The 16,146-nt window shown below is 60.9% G+C and carries 16 protein-coding genes; 9 read left to right on the top strand and 7 right to left on the bottom strand.

The window, feature by feature from the left end:
• The first annotated feature begins 13 nt into the window (after window positions 1-13).
• Complete coding sequence (gene glnA / locus RO009_16495; GenBank protein ID MDT3686633.1) at window positions 14-1,423, top strand: type I glutamate--ammonia ligase; 1,410 nt, start codon at window positions 14-16, stop codon at window positions 1,421-1,423.
• Window positions 1,424-1,843: 420 nt separating this feature from the next.
• Here glnA and RO009_16490 read toward each other — a convergent pair whose 3' ends face one another.
• From RO009_16490 to RO009_16475, 4 genes are all read right to left on the bottom strand, one after another.
• The gene (locus RO009_16490; GenBank protein ID MDT3686632.1) at window positions 1,844-3,100 is read right to left on the bottom strand and encodes a GGDEF domain-containing protein; all 1,257 of its coding nucleotides are present in this window, start codon (window positions 3,098-3,100) and stop codon (window positions 1,844-1,846) included.
• 203 nt (window positions 3,101-3,303) lie between these two features.
• Entirely contained in the window at window positions 3,304-3,780 is a 477-nt protein-coding gene (gene rpsI / locus RO009_16485) for a 30S ribosomal protein S9 (GenBank protein MDT3686631.1), read from the bottom strand.
• Between the two features lie 2 nt (window positions 3,781-3,782).
• A complete protein-coding gene (gene rplM / locus RO009_16480; GenBank protein MDT3686630.1) occupies window positions 3,783-4,244 on the bottom strand; it encodes a 50S ribosomal protein L13 in 462 nt (153 codons plus the stop codon).
• Between the two features lie 132 nt (window positions 4,245-4,376).
• A complete protein-coding gene (locus RO009_16475; protein ID MDT3686629.1) occupies window positions 4,377-4,811 on the bottom strand; it encodes a PaaI family thioesterase in 435 nt (144 codons plus the stop codon).
• A 92-nt stretch (window positions 4,812-4,903) separates the two neighbouring features.
• Between RO009_16475 and RO009_16470 the strand changes: the two genes are divergently transcribed.
• The 4 genes from RO009_16470 to RO009_16455 all read left to right on the top strand — a co-directional run bounded on the left by RO009_16470 (window position 4,904) and on the right by RO009_16455 (window position 8,185).
• Window positions 4,904-5,728, top strand: a complete 825-nt coding sequence (locus RO009_16470) for an enoyl-CoA hydratase (GenBank protein ID MDT3686628.1) — start codon at window positions 4,904-4,906, stop codon at window positions 5,726-5,728.
• Window positions 5,728-5,970, top strand: a complete 243-nt coding sequence (locus RO009_16465; GenBank protein ID MDT3686627.1) for a hypothetical protein — start codon at window positions 5,728-5,730, stop codon at window positions 5,968-5,970. The genes RO009_16470 and RO009_16465 overlap by 1 nt, the downstream gene beginning before the upstream one ends.
• 76 nt (window positions 5,971-6,046) lie before the next feature.
• Window positions 6,047-6,640, top strand: coding sequence for a CoA-binding protein (locus tag RO009_16460; protein ID MDT3686626.1), 594 nt, complete (start codon window positions 6,047-6,049; stop codon window positions 6,638-6,640).
• Window positions 6,641-6,904: 264 nt separating this feature from the next.
• Entirely contained in the window at window positions 6,905-8,185 is a 1,281-nt protein-coding gene (locus RO009_16455) for an O-acetylhomoserine aminocarboxypropyltransferase (protein MDT3686625.1), read from the top strand.
• A 1-nt stretch (window position 8,186) separates the two neighbouring features.
• Here RO009_16455 and RO009_16450 read toward each other — a convergent pair whose 3' ends face one another.
• Window positions 8,187-9,281, bottom strand: a complete 1,095-nt coding sequence (locus RO009_16450) for a COX15/CtaA family protein (GenBank protein MDT3686624.1) — start codon at window positions 9,279-9,281, stop codon at window positions 8,187-8,189.
• 56 nt (window positions 9,282-9,337) lie between these two features.
• Here RO009_16450 and RO009_16445 point away from each other — a divergent pair, with 56 nt between their 5' ends.
• Window positions 9,338-9,550, top strand: coding sequence for a DUF2842 domain-containing protein (locus tag RO009_16445; GenBank protein MDT3686623.1), 213 nt, complete (start codon window positions 9,338-9,340; stop codon window positions 9,548-9,550).
• On the opposite strand, the gene RO009_16440 is transcribed toward RO009_16445, so the two are convergent.
• Window positions 9,551-10,609: a polysaccharide deacetylase family protein gene (locus RO009_16440; GenBank protein MDT3686622.1), complete on the bottom strand. Its 1,059-nt coding sequence runs from the start codon at window positions 10,607-10,609 to the stop codon at window positions 9,551-9,553.
• Window positions 10,610-10,739: 130 nt separating this feature from the next.
• Here RO009_16440 and RO009_16435 point away from each other — a divergent pair, with 130 nt between their 5' ends.
• On the top strand, window positions 10,740-11,936 hold the full coding sequence (locus tag RO009_16435; protein ID MDT3686621.1) for a GNAT family N-acetyltransferase: 1,197 nt from the start codon (window positions 10,740-10,742) through the stop codon (window positions 11,934-11,936).
• Between the two features lie 4 nt (window positions 11,937-11,940).
• Here RO009_16435 and RO009_16430 read toward each other — a convergent pair whose 3' ends face one another.
• The gene (locus tag RO009_16430; GenBank protein ID MDT3686620.1) at window positions 11,941-14,067 is read right to left on the bottom strand and encodes an exopolysaccharide transport family protein; all 2,127 of its coding nucleotides are present in this window, start codon (window positions 14,065-14,067) and stop codon (window positions 11,941-11,943) included.
• 170 nt (window positions 14,068-14,237) lie between these two features.
• Between RO009_16430 and RO009_16425 the strand changes: the two genes are divergently transcribed.
• A complete protein-coding gene (locus tag RO009_16425) occupies window positions 14,238-14,912 on the top strand; it encodes a polysaccharide biosynthesis/export family protein (protein ID MDT3686619.1) in 675 nt (224 codons plus the stop codon).
• Window positions 14,903-16,045 carry a glycosyltransferase family 4 protein gene (locus RO009_16420; protein ID MDT3686618.1) on the top strand — a complete coding sequence of 381 codons (1,143 nt, stop codon included), beginning with the start codon at window positions 14,903-14,905 and terminating at the stop codon, window positions 16,043-16,045. The genes RO009_16425 and RO009_16420 overlap by 10 nt, the downstream gene beginning before the upstream one ends.
• The last annotated feature ends 101 nt before the right edge of the window (window positions 16,046-16,146 follow it).

Below are 16,146 nucleotides of genomic sequence, written 5' to 3'. Positions count from 1 at the left end.
GGGAATGCGTTCCATGACGACGGCCAAAGACGTCCTCAAGATGATGAAGGACAACGAGGTCAAATACGTTGACTTGCGGTTCACCGACCCGCGCGGCAAGTGGCAGCACGTCACCTTCGATGTGTCGATGGTCGATGAGGAAATCTTCGCCGAAGGCACGATGTTCGACGGCTCCTCGATCGCCGGCTGGAAGGCGATCAATGAATCCGATATGTGCCTGATGCCGGATCCGGCGACGGCCGTGATCGATCCGTTCTTCGCCGAGACGACGCTTGTCCTGACCTGCGACGTGCTCGAGCCGACCACCGGCGAGCCTTATAACCGCGATCCGCGCGGCATCGCCAAGAAAGCCGAAGGCCTCGTCAAGGCCTGGGGCATCGGCGATACCGTTTACTTCGGACCGGAAGCAGAATTCTTCGTGTTCGACGACGTGAAGATCAGCGCCGAGCCGTACAAGACCGGATTCAGGCTCGACTCGATCGAACTGCCGATCAATGGCGACACCGATTATGAAGGCGGCAATCTCGGCCACCGCATCGGCACCAAGAAGGGTTATTTCCCGGTCCCGCCACAGGATTCGGCGCAGGACATGCGCACCGAAATGCTCGGCGCCATGGCGCGCATGGGTGTGAAGGTCGAAAAGCATCACCACGAAGTGGCGTCGGCCCAGCACGAGCTCGGCATGAAGTTCGCGCCGATGACCTACATGGCCGATCAGATGCAGGTCTACAAGTACTGCATCCACCAGGTCGCCAACATCTACGGCAAGACCGCCACCTTCATGCCGAAGCCGGTCTACGGCGACAACGGCTCCGGCATGCACTGTCACCAGTCGATCTGGAAGGACGGCAAACCGACTTTCGCCGGCAACAAGTATGCTGACCTGTCGGAAACCTGCCTGTTCTATATCGGCGGCATCATCAAGCACGCGAAGGCGATCAATGCCTTCACCAACCCTTCGACCAACTCGTACAAGCGACTGGTCCCGGGCTATGAGGCGCCAGTGCTGCTCGCCTATTCAGCCCGCAACCGCTCGGCCTCGTGCCGCATTCCGTTCACCACCAATCCGAAGGCCAAGCGCGTCGAAGTGCGCTTCCCTGATCCGATGGCCAACCCGTATCTCGGCTTCGCCGCGATGCTGATGGCCGGCCTCGACGGCATCAAGAACAAGATCGATCCGGGTTCGGCGATGGACAAGGACCTGTACGATCTGCCGCCGGCCGAGCTGAAGCAGATCCCGACGGTATGCGGCTCGCTGCGCGAGGCGCTGGAAAATCTCGACAAGGACCGCGCCTTCCTGAAAGCCGGCGGCGTGATGGATGACGATTTCATCGACGCCTATATCGAACTCAAGATGACGGAAGTGATCCGCTTCGAACACACGCCGCATCCCGTCGAGTTCGAGATGTACTATTCCGCCTGAAGCGTTTTGTTCCAATCATCGCGGAAGCCATGCAATTGCAGAGGGCGCTCGCACGAGCGCCCTTTTTCTTTTGCCGCGTGACAGCATCCAGAGGGGATGGCGGCGTGATGGATGCGGATTAGAGAACCGTCACAAGAACGACGATCAGCGCGCCAATCGCACAACCCCAATAGACCCGTCTGTGCGCATGGCTCCGCCCGTAAGCGCCGGCGGCGCGCCGCGCGCGGATAACCGCCTCTTCAAATTCGTCCGAGGATGAAAAGACGCACGCCAAAGCCGTCCCGGCGCGCTGCGCGTCCAGGTTCAGAAGATCGGCATTCGTTCCGGAAGAGACTCGCATTTGCCACATGCGGCGATGGTGCGGGCAAATGGTAAACGAGTTATTGCCTGAGATTTGCCCGAGGCATTTTCGCCTGGCGATCAGGACAGGGCGGCGCTGGGCTCGTGGACAAAGTCCATACCAGCCGGGGGCACCAGGGACGGTGCAGATATATCCGTCACCGGCTCGGTGGCGGATTTTCCTGTCGATGGTGCGCTGCCTTCCACGACAACCCGATTACGACCGGTCGTCTTGGCCCGATAGAGCGCCAGATCAGCACGCGTGAGCAAGGCCGTGATATTGGCCGTTTCTGCTGGCGATTCAGCCGCGCCGATACTGACGGTCGCGTTCATGTCATGACCGGAAATCGTAACGCCCGCCACCTCGAATGCCAGCCGCACGCGCTCGGCCACCATGAAGGCCGTACCGCCGTTGCCGGGCAGGATGGCGGCAAACTCTTCTCCGCCGAGACGGCCGACGATGTCGTCGCCGCGCATGTTGCTGCTGGCCGTCGCGGCGAACGTCCGCAGCGCCTCATCGCCCACGTCATGGCCAAACCGGTCATTGATCGACTTGAAATGGTCGAGATCAAACATCAGCACCGTCACCGACTCGCCCTTGCGCCGCTGGGCGGCGATCAGCTTCTGCGCAACTTCAAGAAAGCCGCGGCGATTATAAAGGCCGGTCATATAGTCGGTCATCGCCGCCGTCTTGTGGACTTGGGCGCTGTGCTCTTTCGCCATTACCACGACGATGAAAGCCGTGCCCACCACGTAAAGCAGGACCAGCAGAGCAAACGCCGCGAAAAATCCCTGTCCTCCGCCGATTTCGGCGTCCGGCAGGGAATACACCACTAGAATGGGCGAAAGAAACACGACGCCATGCAGGATCGGAACGATCAGCGCGCGCAACTTCGCGATTTTGGGGTTGCGCCGCTCGCGTCGCAATTCCATCGCTGTCAGGGCCGCGTAGGCCGCGATGATGAGCGAACTCAGCACGACGCGCGTGCTGCTCGCTCCACTGACGGCCGGCAACTGGCTCGCCAGCAGCCAGACAAAGGCGCCTGTCACGGCTGCAAGCGGCAAAACCTGACGGCCGTGAAATCGGCGTGCACCGCTCCAGACCATGCCGCAGGAAATGAACAGGAGCGCCGTGGCGATCTCGCTAATGCCGGACGCGATGAGGTGACGCGGCAAAATCCACAGCGAAACGGCAAAGCCGCCGACCAGATAGGCGGACGCCCACCAGCCGAGTGCGCGGATGGAGCGATCCTGAAACCACAGACCAAGCAAGAACAGCCCGAGAAGAGCAGCAATGCAGGTTGCAGCAATAAACAGCGTTGGCAGATCCAACCACATAGTCACCCTCTGGCGAAGACCCGTCACCGGCGCGGCCCCTTCTCGCGGAAGCCGTTACCGGAATTCACCTGCGCCAGAGATAGAGCGCCGCCCGTTCAAAAGCGGTTTGTTTCGGAAGCGGCCTTTTCAATAAAAAAACAAACAAAAAGGGGCCGAAAGGCCCCTTTTTATCGTCGAAAATTGTCTGAAAAACTGATGCTTGATCAGCGCTTGGAGAACTGGAAGGACCGGCGGGCTTTCGCCTTGCCGTATTTCTTGCGTTCCACCACGCGCGAGTCGCGGGTGAGGAAGCCGCCCTTCTTCAGCGGGCTGCGTAGATCCGGTTCGAAATAGGTCAGCGCCTTGGAAATGCCGTGACGCACGGCACCGGCCTGTCCCGACAATCCACCGCCGGACACCGTGCAGACGACGTCATACTGGCCGTTGCGGTTGGCCGCGAGCAGCGGCTGTTGGATCATCATGCGCAGCACCGGACGGGCGAAGAACACTTCGATCGTCTTGGTGTTGACGGTGATCTTGCCGGAGCCCGGCTTGATCCACACGCGGGCGACGGCGTTCTTGCGCTTGCCGGTCGCGTAGGCGCGGCCCTGCTTGTCCAGCTTCTGAACATGCTTGGGCTGTTCGGGCGTCTCGGTTTTCAGCGACGACAGAGCTTCAAGGGATTGGACGGTCTCGGCCATGGTCAGGCGATCCTGTTCTTGCGGTTCATGGCGCCAACATCGAGCATTTCAGGCTTTTGCGCCTCATGCGGATGTTCCGAGCCGGGATAGACGCGGAGATTGCCGAGTTGCCGGCGTCCCAGCGGGCCGCGTGGCAGCATGCGCTCGACGGCCTTCTCGACGACGCGCTCGGGGAAGCGGCCTTCCAGAATATACTTGGCGCTGCGTTCCTTGATGCCGCCGATGAAACCGGTGTGATGGTGATAGACCTTCTGGTCGCGCTTGCGGCCGGTCAGAACGACCTTGGCGGCATTGATGACGATGACGTTGTCGCCGTCGTCGACATGCGGAGTGAAAGTCGGTTTGTGCTTGCCGCGCAGACGCAGAGCGACGATCGAAGCCAGGCGGCCGACAACAAGGCCGTTGGCGTCGATCATGACCCACTTTTTCTCAACGTCGGCGGCTTTGGCCGAATAGGTGCTCATGATGTGTCGTGTCCGGAAATGAAGTTGCGCGCTTCTACACGCCGCCTGATCGACCGTCAACGCATGCCAATCGAATTTTATTCATCTATATCAGCACCTTATAAAATCGGTGCAATATTACCATGAACTAACTTACCTTCTGCGCGGTGGGATCGAGTATGTGGAGGTAACATGAGCGACCGGCGCCTCCACTCCGTCCGAGAAGATCTCCACCTCCATGACCGCCAGCCGCTGCCCGAGCTTGAGCATCCGCGCCTTGGCGACCAAGTCCTGCCGCTCCGGCTTTCGTAAAAAATTGATGTTGAGATTGGTTGTAACCGCCAGCGGTTCGGCCCCTATGGTTGCCAGCAGCGCCACGTAGAAGGTGAAATCCGCCAGGGCCATCATGGTAGGACCGGAAATGGTGCCCCCAGGCCGGATAAAGCCATCCTGAAACGACTGGCGCACCCGGGCGCCCCCGTCCCAGACCTCCTCGATGGTCAGGCCGCTCTGTGCGTGAAAGGCCTGCGGGAACTCCTTGGCGAGCAGGTGCTCGACCTCCGCGACGGTCATTTTCGCTGCGCGCATATTGGCTCCCCAGCTTGTCCCCTCGCCTATGGCGGCGGTGATCGATACAATGCTGTAGTCCCATTCGCAAAACGGCCGGACTGAACGACGACATGAATATCCAAACCAAGCCGGCAGCCGATCCGGCGGCCGCGGTCCTGATCCGGCAGGACCTTGATCAAATCGCCATTCTCACCTTGAACCGACCTGCCGCACGTAATTCGCTGTCGGAAGGACTCCTGCTTGCTCTGACCGAAAGCTTCGCGACCATCGCGGCCGATCGATCCATTCGGGCCGTCATCCTGGCCGCCAACGGCCCGGCTTTCTGCGCCGGCCACGATCTTAAGGAACTGACCGCGCGGCGCAGCGACGCCGATGGCGGGCGCGCCTATTTCAAGCACATCATGGCGACCTGCAGCGCCATGATGCAGTCGATCGTCGCATTGCCGCAGCCGGTGATCGCCGCCGTGCACGGCGTTGCGACTGCCGCCGGATGCCAGTTGGTCGCCACCTGCGACCTCGCGATCGCCGGATCGGATACGAAATTCGCAACCCCGGGCGTGGATATTGGACTGTTCTGCTCCACCCCGATGGTGGCGCTGACGCGCAATGTCCCGCGCAAACTTGCGATGGAAATGCTGCTGACCGGAGACATGGTCGATGCCGACCGTGCCCGGGCGTTCGGTCTGATCAACCAGGTTGTGACGCCGGGCAGCGAACGTGAGGCGGCGATCGCGCTGGCGCGAAAGATCGCAACGAAATCCTCGTTCACGGTCAAGATCGGCAAGAAGGCCTTTTATCGGCAGGCCGAATTGGGACTGGCCGAAGCGTATGATTACGCATCCGAGGTGATGACCGAGAATATGATGGCGCATGATGCGGAAGAAGGTATTTGCGCCTTTATTGAAAAACGAAAGCCCCGATGGGAGGACTGCTGATGGCCGCATGGGCTCTGAAACAAAGGCTGTACACGCCGGTGCGGTTACCGAACGGGCCGATTTTCCGCATGATCGCGTACGGAACGCTGTGGGGCCTCTTGCTGTCGGCCGGATTGCTGACGCTCACCTACTACAGTTGCGGCGTGGTTTGCATCGGCGATGCGCTCGTCACGACAACTTTGTCTGTTGTGGCCGGCATCGGAACGATCGGACCAATGATGGCTCTTGGCATAAAAGGCTAAGATTCTTCAATCACTGACGGGCATGGCAGCGCCGCAGCGGTGGCGCTGCCGAATTCGACTCCTATATATGGCGATCATGAATCACGACACGTATTCCGACAGCTATATCCGCGGCATCCTCAATACGGTGAAGACAATCGCCATGGTCGGAATTTCGCCGAAAGAAAACCGGCCGAGCTATTTCGCTTTCAAATATCTGCTGGAACGCGGCTACCGGATGATCCCTGTCAACCCTGGTCAGGAAGGCAAGGAGATTCTCGGGCAAAAGGTTTATGCGCGGCTCAGCGACATTCCCGAGCCGATCGACATGGTCGATATTTTTCGCGCGTCGCAGCACGCGCTGCCTGTGGTCGAGGAAGCGATTAACCTGGAGCGCAAGCCGCAAGTCATCTGGATGCAGCTTGGCGTGCGCAACGACGAAGCGGCAGCGAAGGCAGAGGCGGCTGGCATGAAGGTCGTCATGAATCGTTGCCCGAAGATCGAATATGGCCGGCTCTCATCCGAGATTTCCTGGATCGGCGTGAACTCACGCACATTGTCGGCGCGACGGGCGCCCTTGCTCGGAAAGGGCGTGCAACGCATGTCGCTGGACCGGAGGACCATGGCCGGCGGCACAACCGACGCCACGACGCGCGCCGCGCTTGAAAAAGAAAAGGAAAGCGGCATCTGATCGGGGGGCGCGGAGACGTCCATTCCAGATTTTGACCCTTGCTGAAGCAGAGCCTGCTGAAATTGTCCGATATTGCGCGGCGTCAACAAGCCTTCCGGCGTTTCGGTCTAAAAAATTAGGTATAGCCAGCCGCTTCTCGCCCTCCGGATCTTGGCCGCTACGCCGACGGAGTGATCTTGCTCCGTCGAGGCCTTGACCCAACGAACCGGTTAGATAAACCAGCACCCAATTTCCCGCCGCCCCGCCATTGCTGAGGCTTTTCCCATGAAAGAACGCACGCCTGGCTTTTCCACACTCGCCATTCATGCCGGGGCGCAGCCCGATCCGACCACCGGCGCGCGGGCGACACCGATTTACCAGACCACCTCCTTTGTCTTTGATGACGTCGATCATGCGGCCTCGCTGTTCGGCCTGCAGACCTTCGGCAACATTTACACCCGCATCGGAAATCCGACGACGGCCGTTCTGGAAGAGCGCGTTGCGGCGCTCGAAGGCGGCACCGCCGGCCTTGCGGTCGCATCCGGTCATGCTGCGCAGGTGCTGGTCATGCATGCGCTGATGCGGCCGGGCGATGAGTTCGTCGCCTCCAAGAAGCTCTATGGCGGCTCGATCAACCAGTTCAACCATGCATTCAAGAACTTTGGATGGAACGTGGTCTGGGCCGATCCCGACGACATCAGCACGTTCGAACGAGCGGTTACGCCCAAGACCAAAGCCATGTTCGTCGAGTCCATCGCCAATCCGGGTGGCGTCATCACCGATATCGAAGCGGTCTCCGCAATCGCCAAACGCGCCGGTGTACCGCTGATTGTCGACAACACACTGGCTACGCCCTATCTCTGCCGTCCAATCGAGCACGGTGCCGATATCGTCGTCCACTCGCTGACGAAGTTTCTTGGCGGACATGGCAATTCCATCGGCGGCATGATCGTCGACGGCGGCACATTCAACTGGTCGCGCGAGGGGCGCTATCCGATGCTGTCGGAGCCGCGTCCGGAATATCAGGGCATCGTGCTGCACGAGACTTTCGGCAATTTCGCCTTCGCGATTGCGTGCCGCGTTCTCGGCCTGCGCGACATCGGTGCCGCCTTGTCGCCGTTCAACGCGTTCCTGATCCTGACCGGCATCGAGACATTGCCGCTGCGCATGCAGAAGCACTGCGACAATGCCAAGGCGGTCGCAGAATGGCTGGCAGCCCATAAGGAAGTGGCGTGGGTGAGCTATCCTGGGCTTGCGGGCGACCGTTATGCCAACTTGGCGAAGAAATACGTTCCGAAAGGCGCAGGCGCCGTTTTCACGTTCGGACTCAAGGGAGGCTATGAGGCCGGCGTGAAGCTGGTTTCGAATGTGCAGCTCTTCTCGCATCTCGCCAATATCGGCGACACGCGCTCGCTGATCATTCACCCGGCTTCGACCACGCACCGCCAATTGTCGGACGTCCAGAAGGTGCAGGCCGGCGCCGGTCCCGATGTTGTGCGCCTGTCTATCGGCATCGAGGACAAGGACGACATCATCGCCGATCTTGCGCAAGCGCTGGCAAGCTGAACTAGCTCGCCAGCGCCGGCGTGGTGTCCATGGTTTCGGCTCGGGCTCGCCGCGCCAGGCTTTCGGCATGCACGACGGCGATCGTCAGAATGACGATCGCCGCGCCTTGGTGTAGTAACGCCAGCGAAATTGGCACTTGATGCAGCAAGGTCGCAATGCCGATCGCAGCCTGCAATGTTACCGCTATTGCCAGCCAGATCGCGGTTGTCACAGCCGGTCCATGCCGTAGCGTGCGCATCACGTCGACCGCATGCAGCAGCGCTAAGGCCCAAAGAAAATAAGCGATTATGCGGTGCAGAAACTGCACCATCAGATCATTCTCAAAGATATTCCGCCATGCCGGCGTGAAGAACCAGAGTCGATCCGCGGCCGGCACCAGCGCGCCATCGATCAGCGGCCAGGTATTGTAGACCAGCCCGGCATCGAGCCCGGCGACCAGCGCACCTACATAAATCTGCAGGAGCACGAGCAAAGCCAAAACGGCCGCGGCCAGCTTGATACGCGCGGGCGCCTGCACGACCTTGTGTGGCGCCAGTCCGCGCAACGTCCAAACGATTGCGGCATAGATCACGCAAGCGAGCGTCATGTGAAATGCCAGACGATATTGCGACACGCTGACCCGGTCGCTGAGGCCGGAATACACCATCCACCAGCCTACGGCTCCCTGGACCGCGCCAAGTCCGAACAAGGTCCAGAGCTGCCAGCGGAGCCCGCGCCCGACAAAGCCGCGCCAGAGGAAAAACAAGAACGGCAGCAGGAACACTGCGCCAATGGCACGGCCAAGCAGCCGGTGCGCCCATTCCCACCAGAAAATGGTCTTGAATTCCGAGAGCGTCATGCCGCGGTTGATTTCGCGGTATTGTGGAATGGTCTTGTATTTGTCGAATTCGGCCTGCCAATGCGTTTCCGACAAAGGCGGAAAGACGCCCGTCACCGGCTTCCATTCGGTGATCGACAGGCCGGATTCGGTGAGGCGGGTGGCCCCGCCCACAAGCAGGGTCGCGACGACCAAAGCCGCCACCACAACCAGCCAGATGCTAATGGCGCGACGGTGGAACGGCGATTTTTCAGCCGGTAGTGAATTTGTATTTGCCATGCGGATCAGACATATAGACCGTCAATTTTGGTTCGTCATCACCCGCTCTGCCAGCCATGTCCATGCGGATTCGCAAACTTATCGGCGGCTTTGCACTGCTGGCCCTGGTCACGGTCTGGGCGCTCCTGGCCATGGCGGTGGCGCAATTCGCCTTTGCGTCCAACAACAGTCTGGCGGCATGGCTGTTTTATGTGGTGGCCGGCCTGGGCTGGGTCTTGCCGGCGATGCCGATCGTGAGCTGGATGTCGCGCCCCTCGACCGGGACCTGATCAGGCCGCTTCCGCGCGGCGGAACCCGTTCCACATCGCGGTGGCGGCCCCCGACATCAGCACCTTCACATAGCGCAACTGCTGGTACTCGCCGTTAAGCGAAATGCGCGGCAGCGCCGTCAGATGCTCACGGTGCGCGGGAAAGAGCACGCCGGGTTTTGTGGTCACCGCGGTCTTGAAGCCGAGTTCCGCAGCTATCCGATATTCGCGCGGTCCGGCGGCGCTGGCATCGCCGACCGGATATGAAAGATGTTCGGGCCGCACCCCGATCGCGGCTTCGATGACCGAGCGGCTCATCTCCATTTCGGATCGCGCCGCCGCCTCCGAGACCTTCTTCAGCATGACGTGGTTCACAGTATGCGCGCCGATGGTGCAGAGCGGGTCCTTTGCGAGTTCCGCCAGATCTTCCCAAGTCATGCACAATTCTGCGCAAAGCGTTTTCATATCGACACCATAGCGCGCGCAGAGATCGCGCACGATGTGACGCATCTCATCCTCGGTGTCATGGCTGCGTAGCCACCAATAGAGATGCTCGAACAGAACGCGTTTCTCCTCCGCTGTTCTGCAATCGAATCTCTTTTCAATGCCGTTCATCCACAGACCGACCCGCGTATTACCGGCGATCACCTTCTCAAGCGCCAGCCACCACATTTCGCCGATGCGGTCCGGAAAGCTTGTCGGAATATAGAGCGCGAACGGCGCCTCGTGTTTTCGTAAAATGGGATAGGCCCATTGCAGGACGTCGCGATAGCCGTCGTCGAATGTCAGGCAGACGAAGCGGCGGCGGAAATTACCTTCTGTCATCCGCCGGTGCATTTCATCGAGCGATACGATATCGATCTTCGAACGTCGCAGGTTTTTCACGACGTCGGAGAAGAAGGCCGGCGTCACCTCGAGGAGCCGGTTGGGCTGAAATCTGTCGAGCCGCGGCGGGCGAACATGATGCAGCGTCAGAATGACGCCGACGCCGCGTACAAAGGGGCGCAGGGCCCAATGGGCCCCGCTGAAATACAGCGTTTCCAGGCCAGCGCGGATGATGGATTTTTTCAGTCCGGACACGGAATTCCTCGACGTTCTGCAGCATCTTGCCAACGCTTTATTGAGATTTCTTTGCCAGCTTGCCCCGCAAGGGAGCGGACCGGCCCGCATGAACGTCGCCATTCGATCTATGCCTCTTGAGCAGGTCCATATGCCTGGCTCCGCGGCGGAACTTCGACCAGCCCGGATCGAGGTCTTTCAGGACCTCGGTGAGGCCGCTCGCCACTGGCAAAAGCTCGAAACCGGTGACAGCGTCTATTCTCCCTATCAGCGCAATGACTGGGTGCGCCTCTGGCACGAGCATGTCAGCGGCCCCGCCGGGCAGAAGCCGCGTATCGTGGTCGGCTTCGACCAGCGAGGGGAACCGCTGTTTCTGTGGCCATTGCTACGCACCACGTGGGGTCCGCTGACTGTGGCCTCCGTCTTCGGCGGCAAGCATGCCGCCCTCAATCTCATGCTCTGGCGTTCGGATGCCGCGCGCAACCTGACCGCCGGAGACATGCAAGCCGTCCTGGTTGAATTCGCCAGACAGGCGCCCGATCTGGATCTTCTGCTGCTGTCAAACCAGCCCGAAACCTGGCGCGGTTTGCCCAATCCTTTTGCCCTGCTCGCGCGACAGAGGGGGACCGAAGACAATTTCATCATGCGGCTTGGCCTGCCCGGGACCCAGGTCATCGCGCGCGAGATTTCTTCGTCCATGCGCGGCCGCCTGCGCAACCGGGAGCGGAAACTCGCCAAGCTACCGGGATATCGATACATCAAGGCAACGAGCACCGAAGATACCGAGCGGCTACTCGCAGCCTTCTTCGTGCAGAAAGCATCAAAGCTGACAGCACTTGGTCTTGAGAACGTGTTCGCGGAGCCGGGCGTCCAGTCTTTCGTGCGCGCTGCGTGCCTCGCCGGCCTTGCCGAGGGTGAGCCGGTCATCGAGCTGCATGCGCTGGAAGGCGATGGAGAAATGCTGGCGCTTTTTTCCGGAATCCATGATGGCCATCGCTTCAGCTTGATGTTCGCCTCGCATACGGCCAGCGACCATTCCCGGCAAAGTCCGGGGCTCATCCTGCTGCAGTATGTAGTCAGCGGCTGCGCCGATCGCGGATTTGAGAGTTTCGACATCGGCCCCGGCGAAGCGACTTATAAGACCGTCTTCTGCAAGGAATTCGAGCCGATCTTCGACAGCATTCTGCCGCTGTCGGCCCGCGGGCGCGCGCTGGTTCTGCCATTGCGAACGCTGTTGTGGTTGAAGAGCACGATCAAGCGAAGTCCCATACTGTGGCGTATTGCTTCCTCCGTGCGGTCGACTCTGAACCGACTCAAGGGCGGTAACGGCTTCCCTTCGCAAGCCTGACGCGTCAAGCCGCAGCCGGACGCGGCTGCATGGCGGGCCGCGGCGACCCCAGGAACAGGGTGACATCAGTGAAGCCGGCGGCGATCAGCCGTTCACGGGCGGCCTGCGTCGAGGGATGCGCGAGGTCGGTTGCGACCAGTACGGCCCGCGGTGCGATGCGGGCAAAAGGTTCGACGGTCATTTCCGGTACGGCGCCGGCATCGATCACGACGTGATCATAAGTCCGCGCCAAAGCTTCCAGCGCCATGACCAGCCGCGGCGACGACACAATCGCAGTCCCCTCACCCGCTATCCGCCCTGTCGCGACGAGGTGAACCCGCGAGAACTTGTCACGGGTGACGATCTGCCCAAACGTGGCGGTGCCACAGACCAGTTCGGCAAATCCCGGCGCATCCGGATTGGTGGAAATCACGGCCAGATTGGGCGCGCTGAAGGCCAGATCCACCAGAACCACGCGGCCACCTTGGCCGGCAAGACCGCGCGCGAGCCCGAGCGCCGTATAGGTCGTACCCACATTGCGCGCGGCGCCGACAACCGTGACGCGCCGTCCGGCCTCGCCGAGTTGCCGCAGAGCCCGTACCAGATCGTCGATAGCCGCCGGCTTTTGCTCAGACTGCGCGGCATTGGACGCCACAGCCGGTTTTTTGCGGAGGAAGAAAGCGAAGCGCGACGCGAGGCCCGGCATCCGCCCCGGACCTTGCTCGCGTGCGGGTGCAGGCGCGCCTTCTCCGAGAAGAGAGCCGGCAATCACCAGCGCCGACGAGACGAACGCAGTCGCGAGGGTCGTGATCAACACGATCGGGATCTTCTTCGGGAAGATTGGGTTGTTGGTGACTGTGGCGCGCGAGATTACCCGCGCATCTGCCGGCACGGCATCAAGACTGTCACGCGCGGAGGCTTCGCGATATTTCGCGAGGTAGGACTCCAGCAGATCGCGCTGCGTCTTGGCTTCCCGCTCTAGGGCGCGCAATTGTACGTCCTGGCCGCTTGAGGCCGCGACCTGCTTTTTCAATCGGTCCATCGTGGCGGTCAGCGTCTCGACCCGGGCGCCGGCGATGCGCGCATCGGTCTCGAAGGCCCTAACCTGACGCTCCAGCTCTCCGCGGATTTGCGCATCCATTGCGTTGATCTGCGCGCGTAGCTCCTGAATGCGTGGATGACGTTCAAGCAACGTCGTGGATTGCTCGGCCAGCTGGGACCGTAACGTGATGCGCTGCTCGACAAGCCGTTTGAGCAGATCGGAATTGACGATTTCCGCCGAATCGACCGGCCTACCGGATTTCAGCAAATCGCTGATCAATTTCGCTTTGGCTTCGAGATCGGCCTTGTTTGCGCGGGCCGAGGAGATCTGACTGGTCAGTTCGGCCAGTTGCTGCTGCTGCAAATTGGAACTGTTTGGTCCGGCAAACAGATTGGCTTTCGCGCGGAAGTCTTCGACGGCTGCCTCGGCTTCCGCGACTTTTGGCCTGAGCTTCTCGATTTCGGTCAGTAGCCACTGACCGGCATCGCGGGTCTGTTCCAGTTTGGCAGCCCGCTGCATGGTGAAGTAAGTGTCGACAATGGCATTGGTTACACGCGCTGCGAGTTGGGGATCGCGAGACTGAAACTCAACCTGGATCACGCGCGACTTGTCGATTGGCAGCACGCTCAGCCGCTCATAGTAATTGGCCAACACCCGGTCTTCGGGCGACAGCTTGAGCGTGTCCCGCCCGAGACCGAACAGGGACAGGATCGTTCCTGGCAACGACACACCGCGCAGGACCGGATCGAACTCGGGCAAGTCACCTAGCCTGAGGTCCTTGATGACGCGAAGAGCCAGGTCGCGCGACATCAGGATCTGCGCCTGACTGGTGACGGCTTCCGGATCCACGTCGGTGCGATCAACGGAGGTGCTCTTCTCTGCGTCAGGACGAAGGAAGATATTTTCCTTGCCGACAACCAGAAGCCGCGCCTCCGACCGATAAATAGGCGTCGCGACGTTGACGTAAATAATTGCGCAGATTGCAGCGATCAGCGTGGGGATGAGAATCCACTTTTTCTTCCGCCACAGATCGCGACCGAGCGCGCTCAGATCGAGATAGTTCTCAGCCGGCCTGTCATTGCCGCTTCCACCAATAGACGCCACGCTCATAACCATCACCGATTCCGAGATCGAATATCCGCGATCATTAACGAGCATGGTTTCCGCGGGGTTAATCCGGCTCCGGCGTATTGCACAAGCCTGCGCTTTTAGGGCGGTAAGGCAACGTTAACCACGCGTACCGCTAATCAGGTTTAACTTTTCGGCCCCGGATTCTTCAGATGCGGCGTTTGACGCGTTGGAACCGCGTATTGGCGGTGATGCTGGCCGCGCTGGCCGCCGCCGGCTGCGCGCGGCGCGGGGTTGCGACCTATGCCTATGTGCCGCAGGCCGCCGTCGGCGGGCCCTATGTGCCGGCGCCGGTGGCGCAGCCCGCTCCGGTCCCGACCTCGGCTGTCGATCCCTATCTGCCGGCACAGCCCGCGGGACTGCCGATCGAACCCTACCGGCTTGATTCCGGCGACCGGCTGCGGGTGCAGGTGTTCGGCCAGGACGGTCTGACGAATTCCTACATCGTCGACGCCGCCGGCAATATCTCGCTGTCCCTGGTCGGGCCGGTCGCCGCGCGCGGCTTCACCACCGCCGAGCTCGCCCGCGCCATCGCCGCGCGGCTGCAGGACGGCTATATCCGCCAGCCGCATGTGTCGGTGGAGGTCGAAGCCTACCGGCCCTTCTTCATCCTCGGCGAGGTCAACGCGCCCGGCCAATACCCTTACGTCGCCAACATGACGGCGGAGAGCGCGGTGGCGATTGCCGGCGGCTATGCCCCGCGCGCCGACAGGAAGAAGATCACCGTCACCCGCAACATCAACGGCCAGATGCTGCGCCAGAACGTGCCGCTCAATTATCCGATCCGCCCCGGCGACACCGTCACCATCAGCGAGAGATGGCTGTGATGCCGGGCCAGGACTGCGCACTGAAAATCCTTCATGTGTTCCGCTCGCCGGTCGGAGGATTGTTCCGGCACGTCATCGATCTGGTTGAGGGACAGTCCGCGCGTGGCCATCAGATCGGCCTGATTACCGACAGTATCACGGGCGGCGCGCAGGCAGTGAACGCGTTGGCGCGCATTGCGGACCGATGCGCATTGGGCATCACACGCATTCCCATGAGCCGCCATATCGGCTTCGGCGACATTCAGGTTGTTCTTCATACGTCGCAGCGCATCAGCCAAACCCGCCCCGATGTCGTGCACGGTCATGGCGCAAAGGGCGCGGCTTATGCACGGCTCGCATCCAAAGGCCACGCCATCACCGTCTACACGCCGCACGGCGGCAGCCTGCATTACCGGCCGCAGACTCCGGTCGGCTTCCTCTACATCACGCTGGAAAAAATCCTGCGGGCGCGGACCGACCTGTTTCTGTTCGAAAGCGACTTCGCCGAGCAAAGCTTCCGGAGCCTGATCGGCGATCCGCGTGGCATGATCGAGGTAGTGACGAACGGCGTCGGTGAAGCCGAGTTTGCGGACGTCGCCTTGGAGCCGGATGCAACGGACCTTCTCTATATCGGCGAGTTGCGCGACATCAAAGGCGTGGACATCCTGCTCGACGCCATCGCCATATCGCGGCAGGCGAAAATGCCGTTGACGGCCACGATTGTGGGCGACGGACCGGCCCGGCAAGAGATTGTCGAACAGGCGAAACGGCTGGGACTGACGGACGCCGTCCGGTTCAGGTCGCCAATGCCGGCGCGAAAGGCTTTTGCGCTGGGCCGGATTGTCGTGGTGCCGTCGCGCAAGGAATCCCTGCCCTATATCGTGCTGGAAATAGCCGCTGCGGGCAAACCGCTGATTGCCACCAATGTCGGGGGCATTCCCGAAATCTTCGGACCACAAAGCGATCTTCTCATCACAGCGGGCGACAGCACCATACTTGCGAAGACTTTGATGGATTGCGTTAACCATCCGGAAAGCATGACTGCCAACGCCCGCTTGTTGCAGGAGCGCATCCGCACCAACTTTTCCGTCGCAAACATGGTCGAAAACGGAATCCGCGCCTATCGCTCCGCGATTGCCGCCTGCAAAAGCTAAATTCACATAAGCTTTTGTTGAAATTTTTCCGATAGGACCGTCCCGACAAAGAGGCGGCGCGCGGACCAACCGCGCGACAATAGCCTCGTCAGGGTGGCGCG

Source organism: Pseudorhodoplanes sp. (genome assembly GCA_032027085.1).
Taxonomy (GTDB): Bacteria; Pseudomonadota; Alphaproteobacteria; order Rhizobiales; family Xanthobacteraceae; genus Pseudorhodoplanes.
The sequence above is the reverse complement of the archived record's forward strand: the minus strand, read 5'-3'. Positions and strand labels throughout refer to the sequence as shown.

Bases quoted from the DNA above. Each gene is read 5' to 3' on its own strand.
- glnA (MDT3686633.1), top strand. From the start codon at position 14: ATGACGACGGCCAAAGACGTCCTCAAGATGATGAAGGACAACGAGGTC.
- RO009_16490 (MDT3686632.1), bottom strand. From the start codon at position 3,100: ATGTGGTTGGATCTGCCAACGCTGTTTATTGCTGCAACCTGCATTGCT.
- rpsI (MDT3686631.1), bottom strand. From the start codon at position 3,780: ATGGCCGAGACCGTCCAATCCCTTGAAGCTCTGTCGTCGCTGAAAACC.
- rplM (MDT3686630.1), bottom strand. From the start codon at position 4,244: ATGAGCACCTATTCGGCCAAAGCCGCCGACGTTGAGAAAAAGTGGGTC.
- RO009_16475 (MDT3686629.1), bottom strand. From the start codon at position 4,811: ATGCGCGCAGCGAAAATGACCGTCGCGGAGGTCGAGCACCTGCTCGCC.
- RO009_16470 (MDT3686628.1), top strand. From the start codon at position 4,904: ATGAATATCCAAACCAAGCCGGCAGCCGATCCGGCGGCCGCGGTCCTG.
- RO009_16465 (MDT3686627.1), top strand. From the start codon at position 5,728: ATGGCCGCATGGGCTCTGAAACAAAGGCTGTACACGCCGGTGCGGTTA.
- RO009_16460 (MDT3686626.1), top strand. From the start codon at position 6,047: ATGAATCACGACACGTATTCCGACAGCTATATCCGCGGCATCCTCAAT.
- RO009_16455 (MDT3686625.1), top strand. From the start codon at position 6,905: ATGAAAGAACGCACGCCTGGCTTTTCCACACTCGCCATTCATGCCGGG.
- RO009_16450 (MDT3686624.1), bottom strand. From the start codon at position 9,281: ATGGCAAATACAAATTCACTACCGGCTGAAAAATCGCCGTTCCACCGT.
- RO009_16445 (MDT3686623.1), top strand. From the start codon at position 9,338: ATGTCCATGCGGATTCGCAAACTTATCGGCGGCTTTGCACTGCTGGCC.
- RO009_16435 (MDT3686621.1), top strand. From the start codon at position 10,740: ATGCCTGGCTCCGCGGCGGAACTTCGACCAGCCCGGATCGAGGTCTTT.
- RO009_16430 (MDT3686620.1), bottom strand. From the start codon at position 14,067: ATGAGCGTGGCGTCTATTGGTGGAAGCGGCAATGACAGGCCGGCTGAG.
- RO009_16425 (MDT3686619.1), top strand. From the start codon at position 14,238: ATGCGGCGTTTGACGCGTTGGAACCGCGTATTGGCGGTGATGCTGGCC.
- RO009_16420 (MDT3686618.1), top strand. From the start codon at position 14,903: ATGGCTGTGATGCCGGGCCAGGACTGCGCACTGAAAATCCTTCATGTG.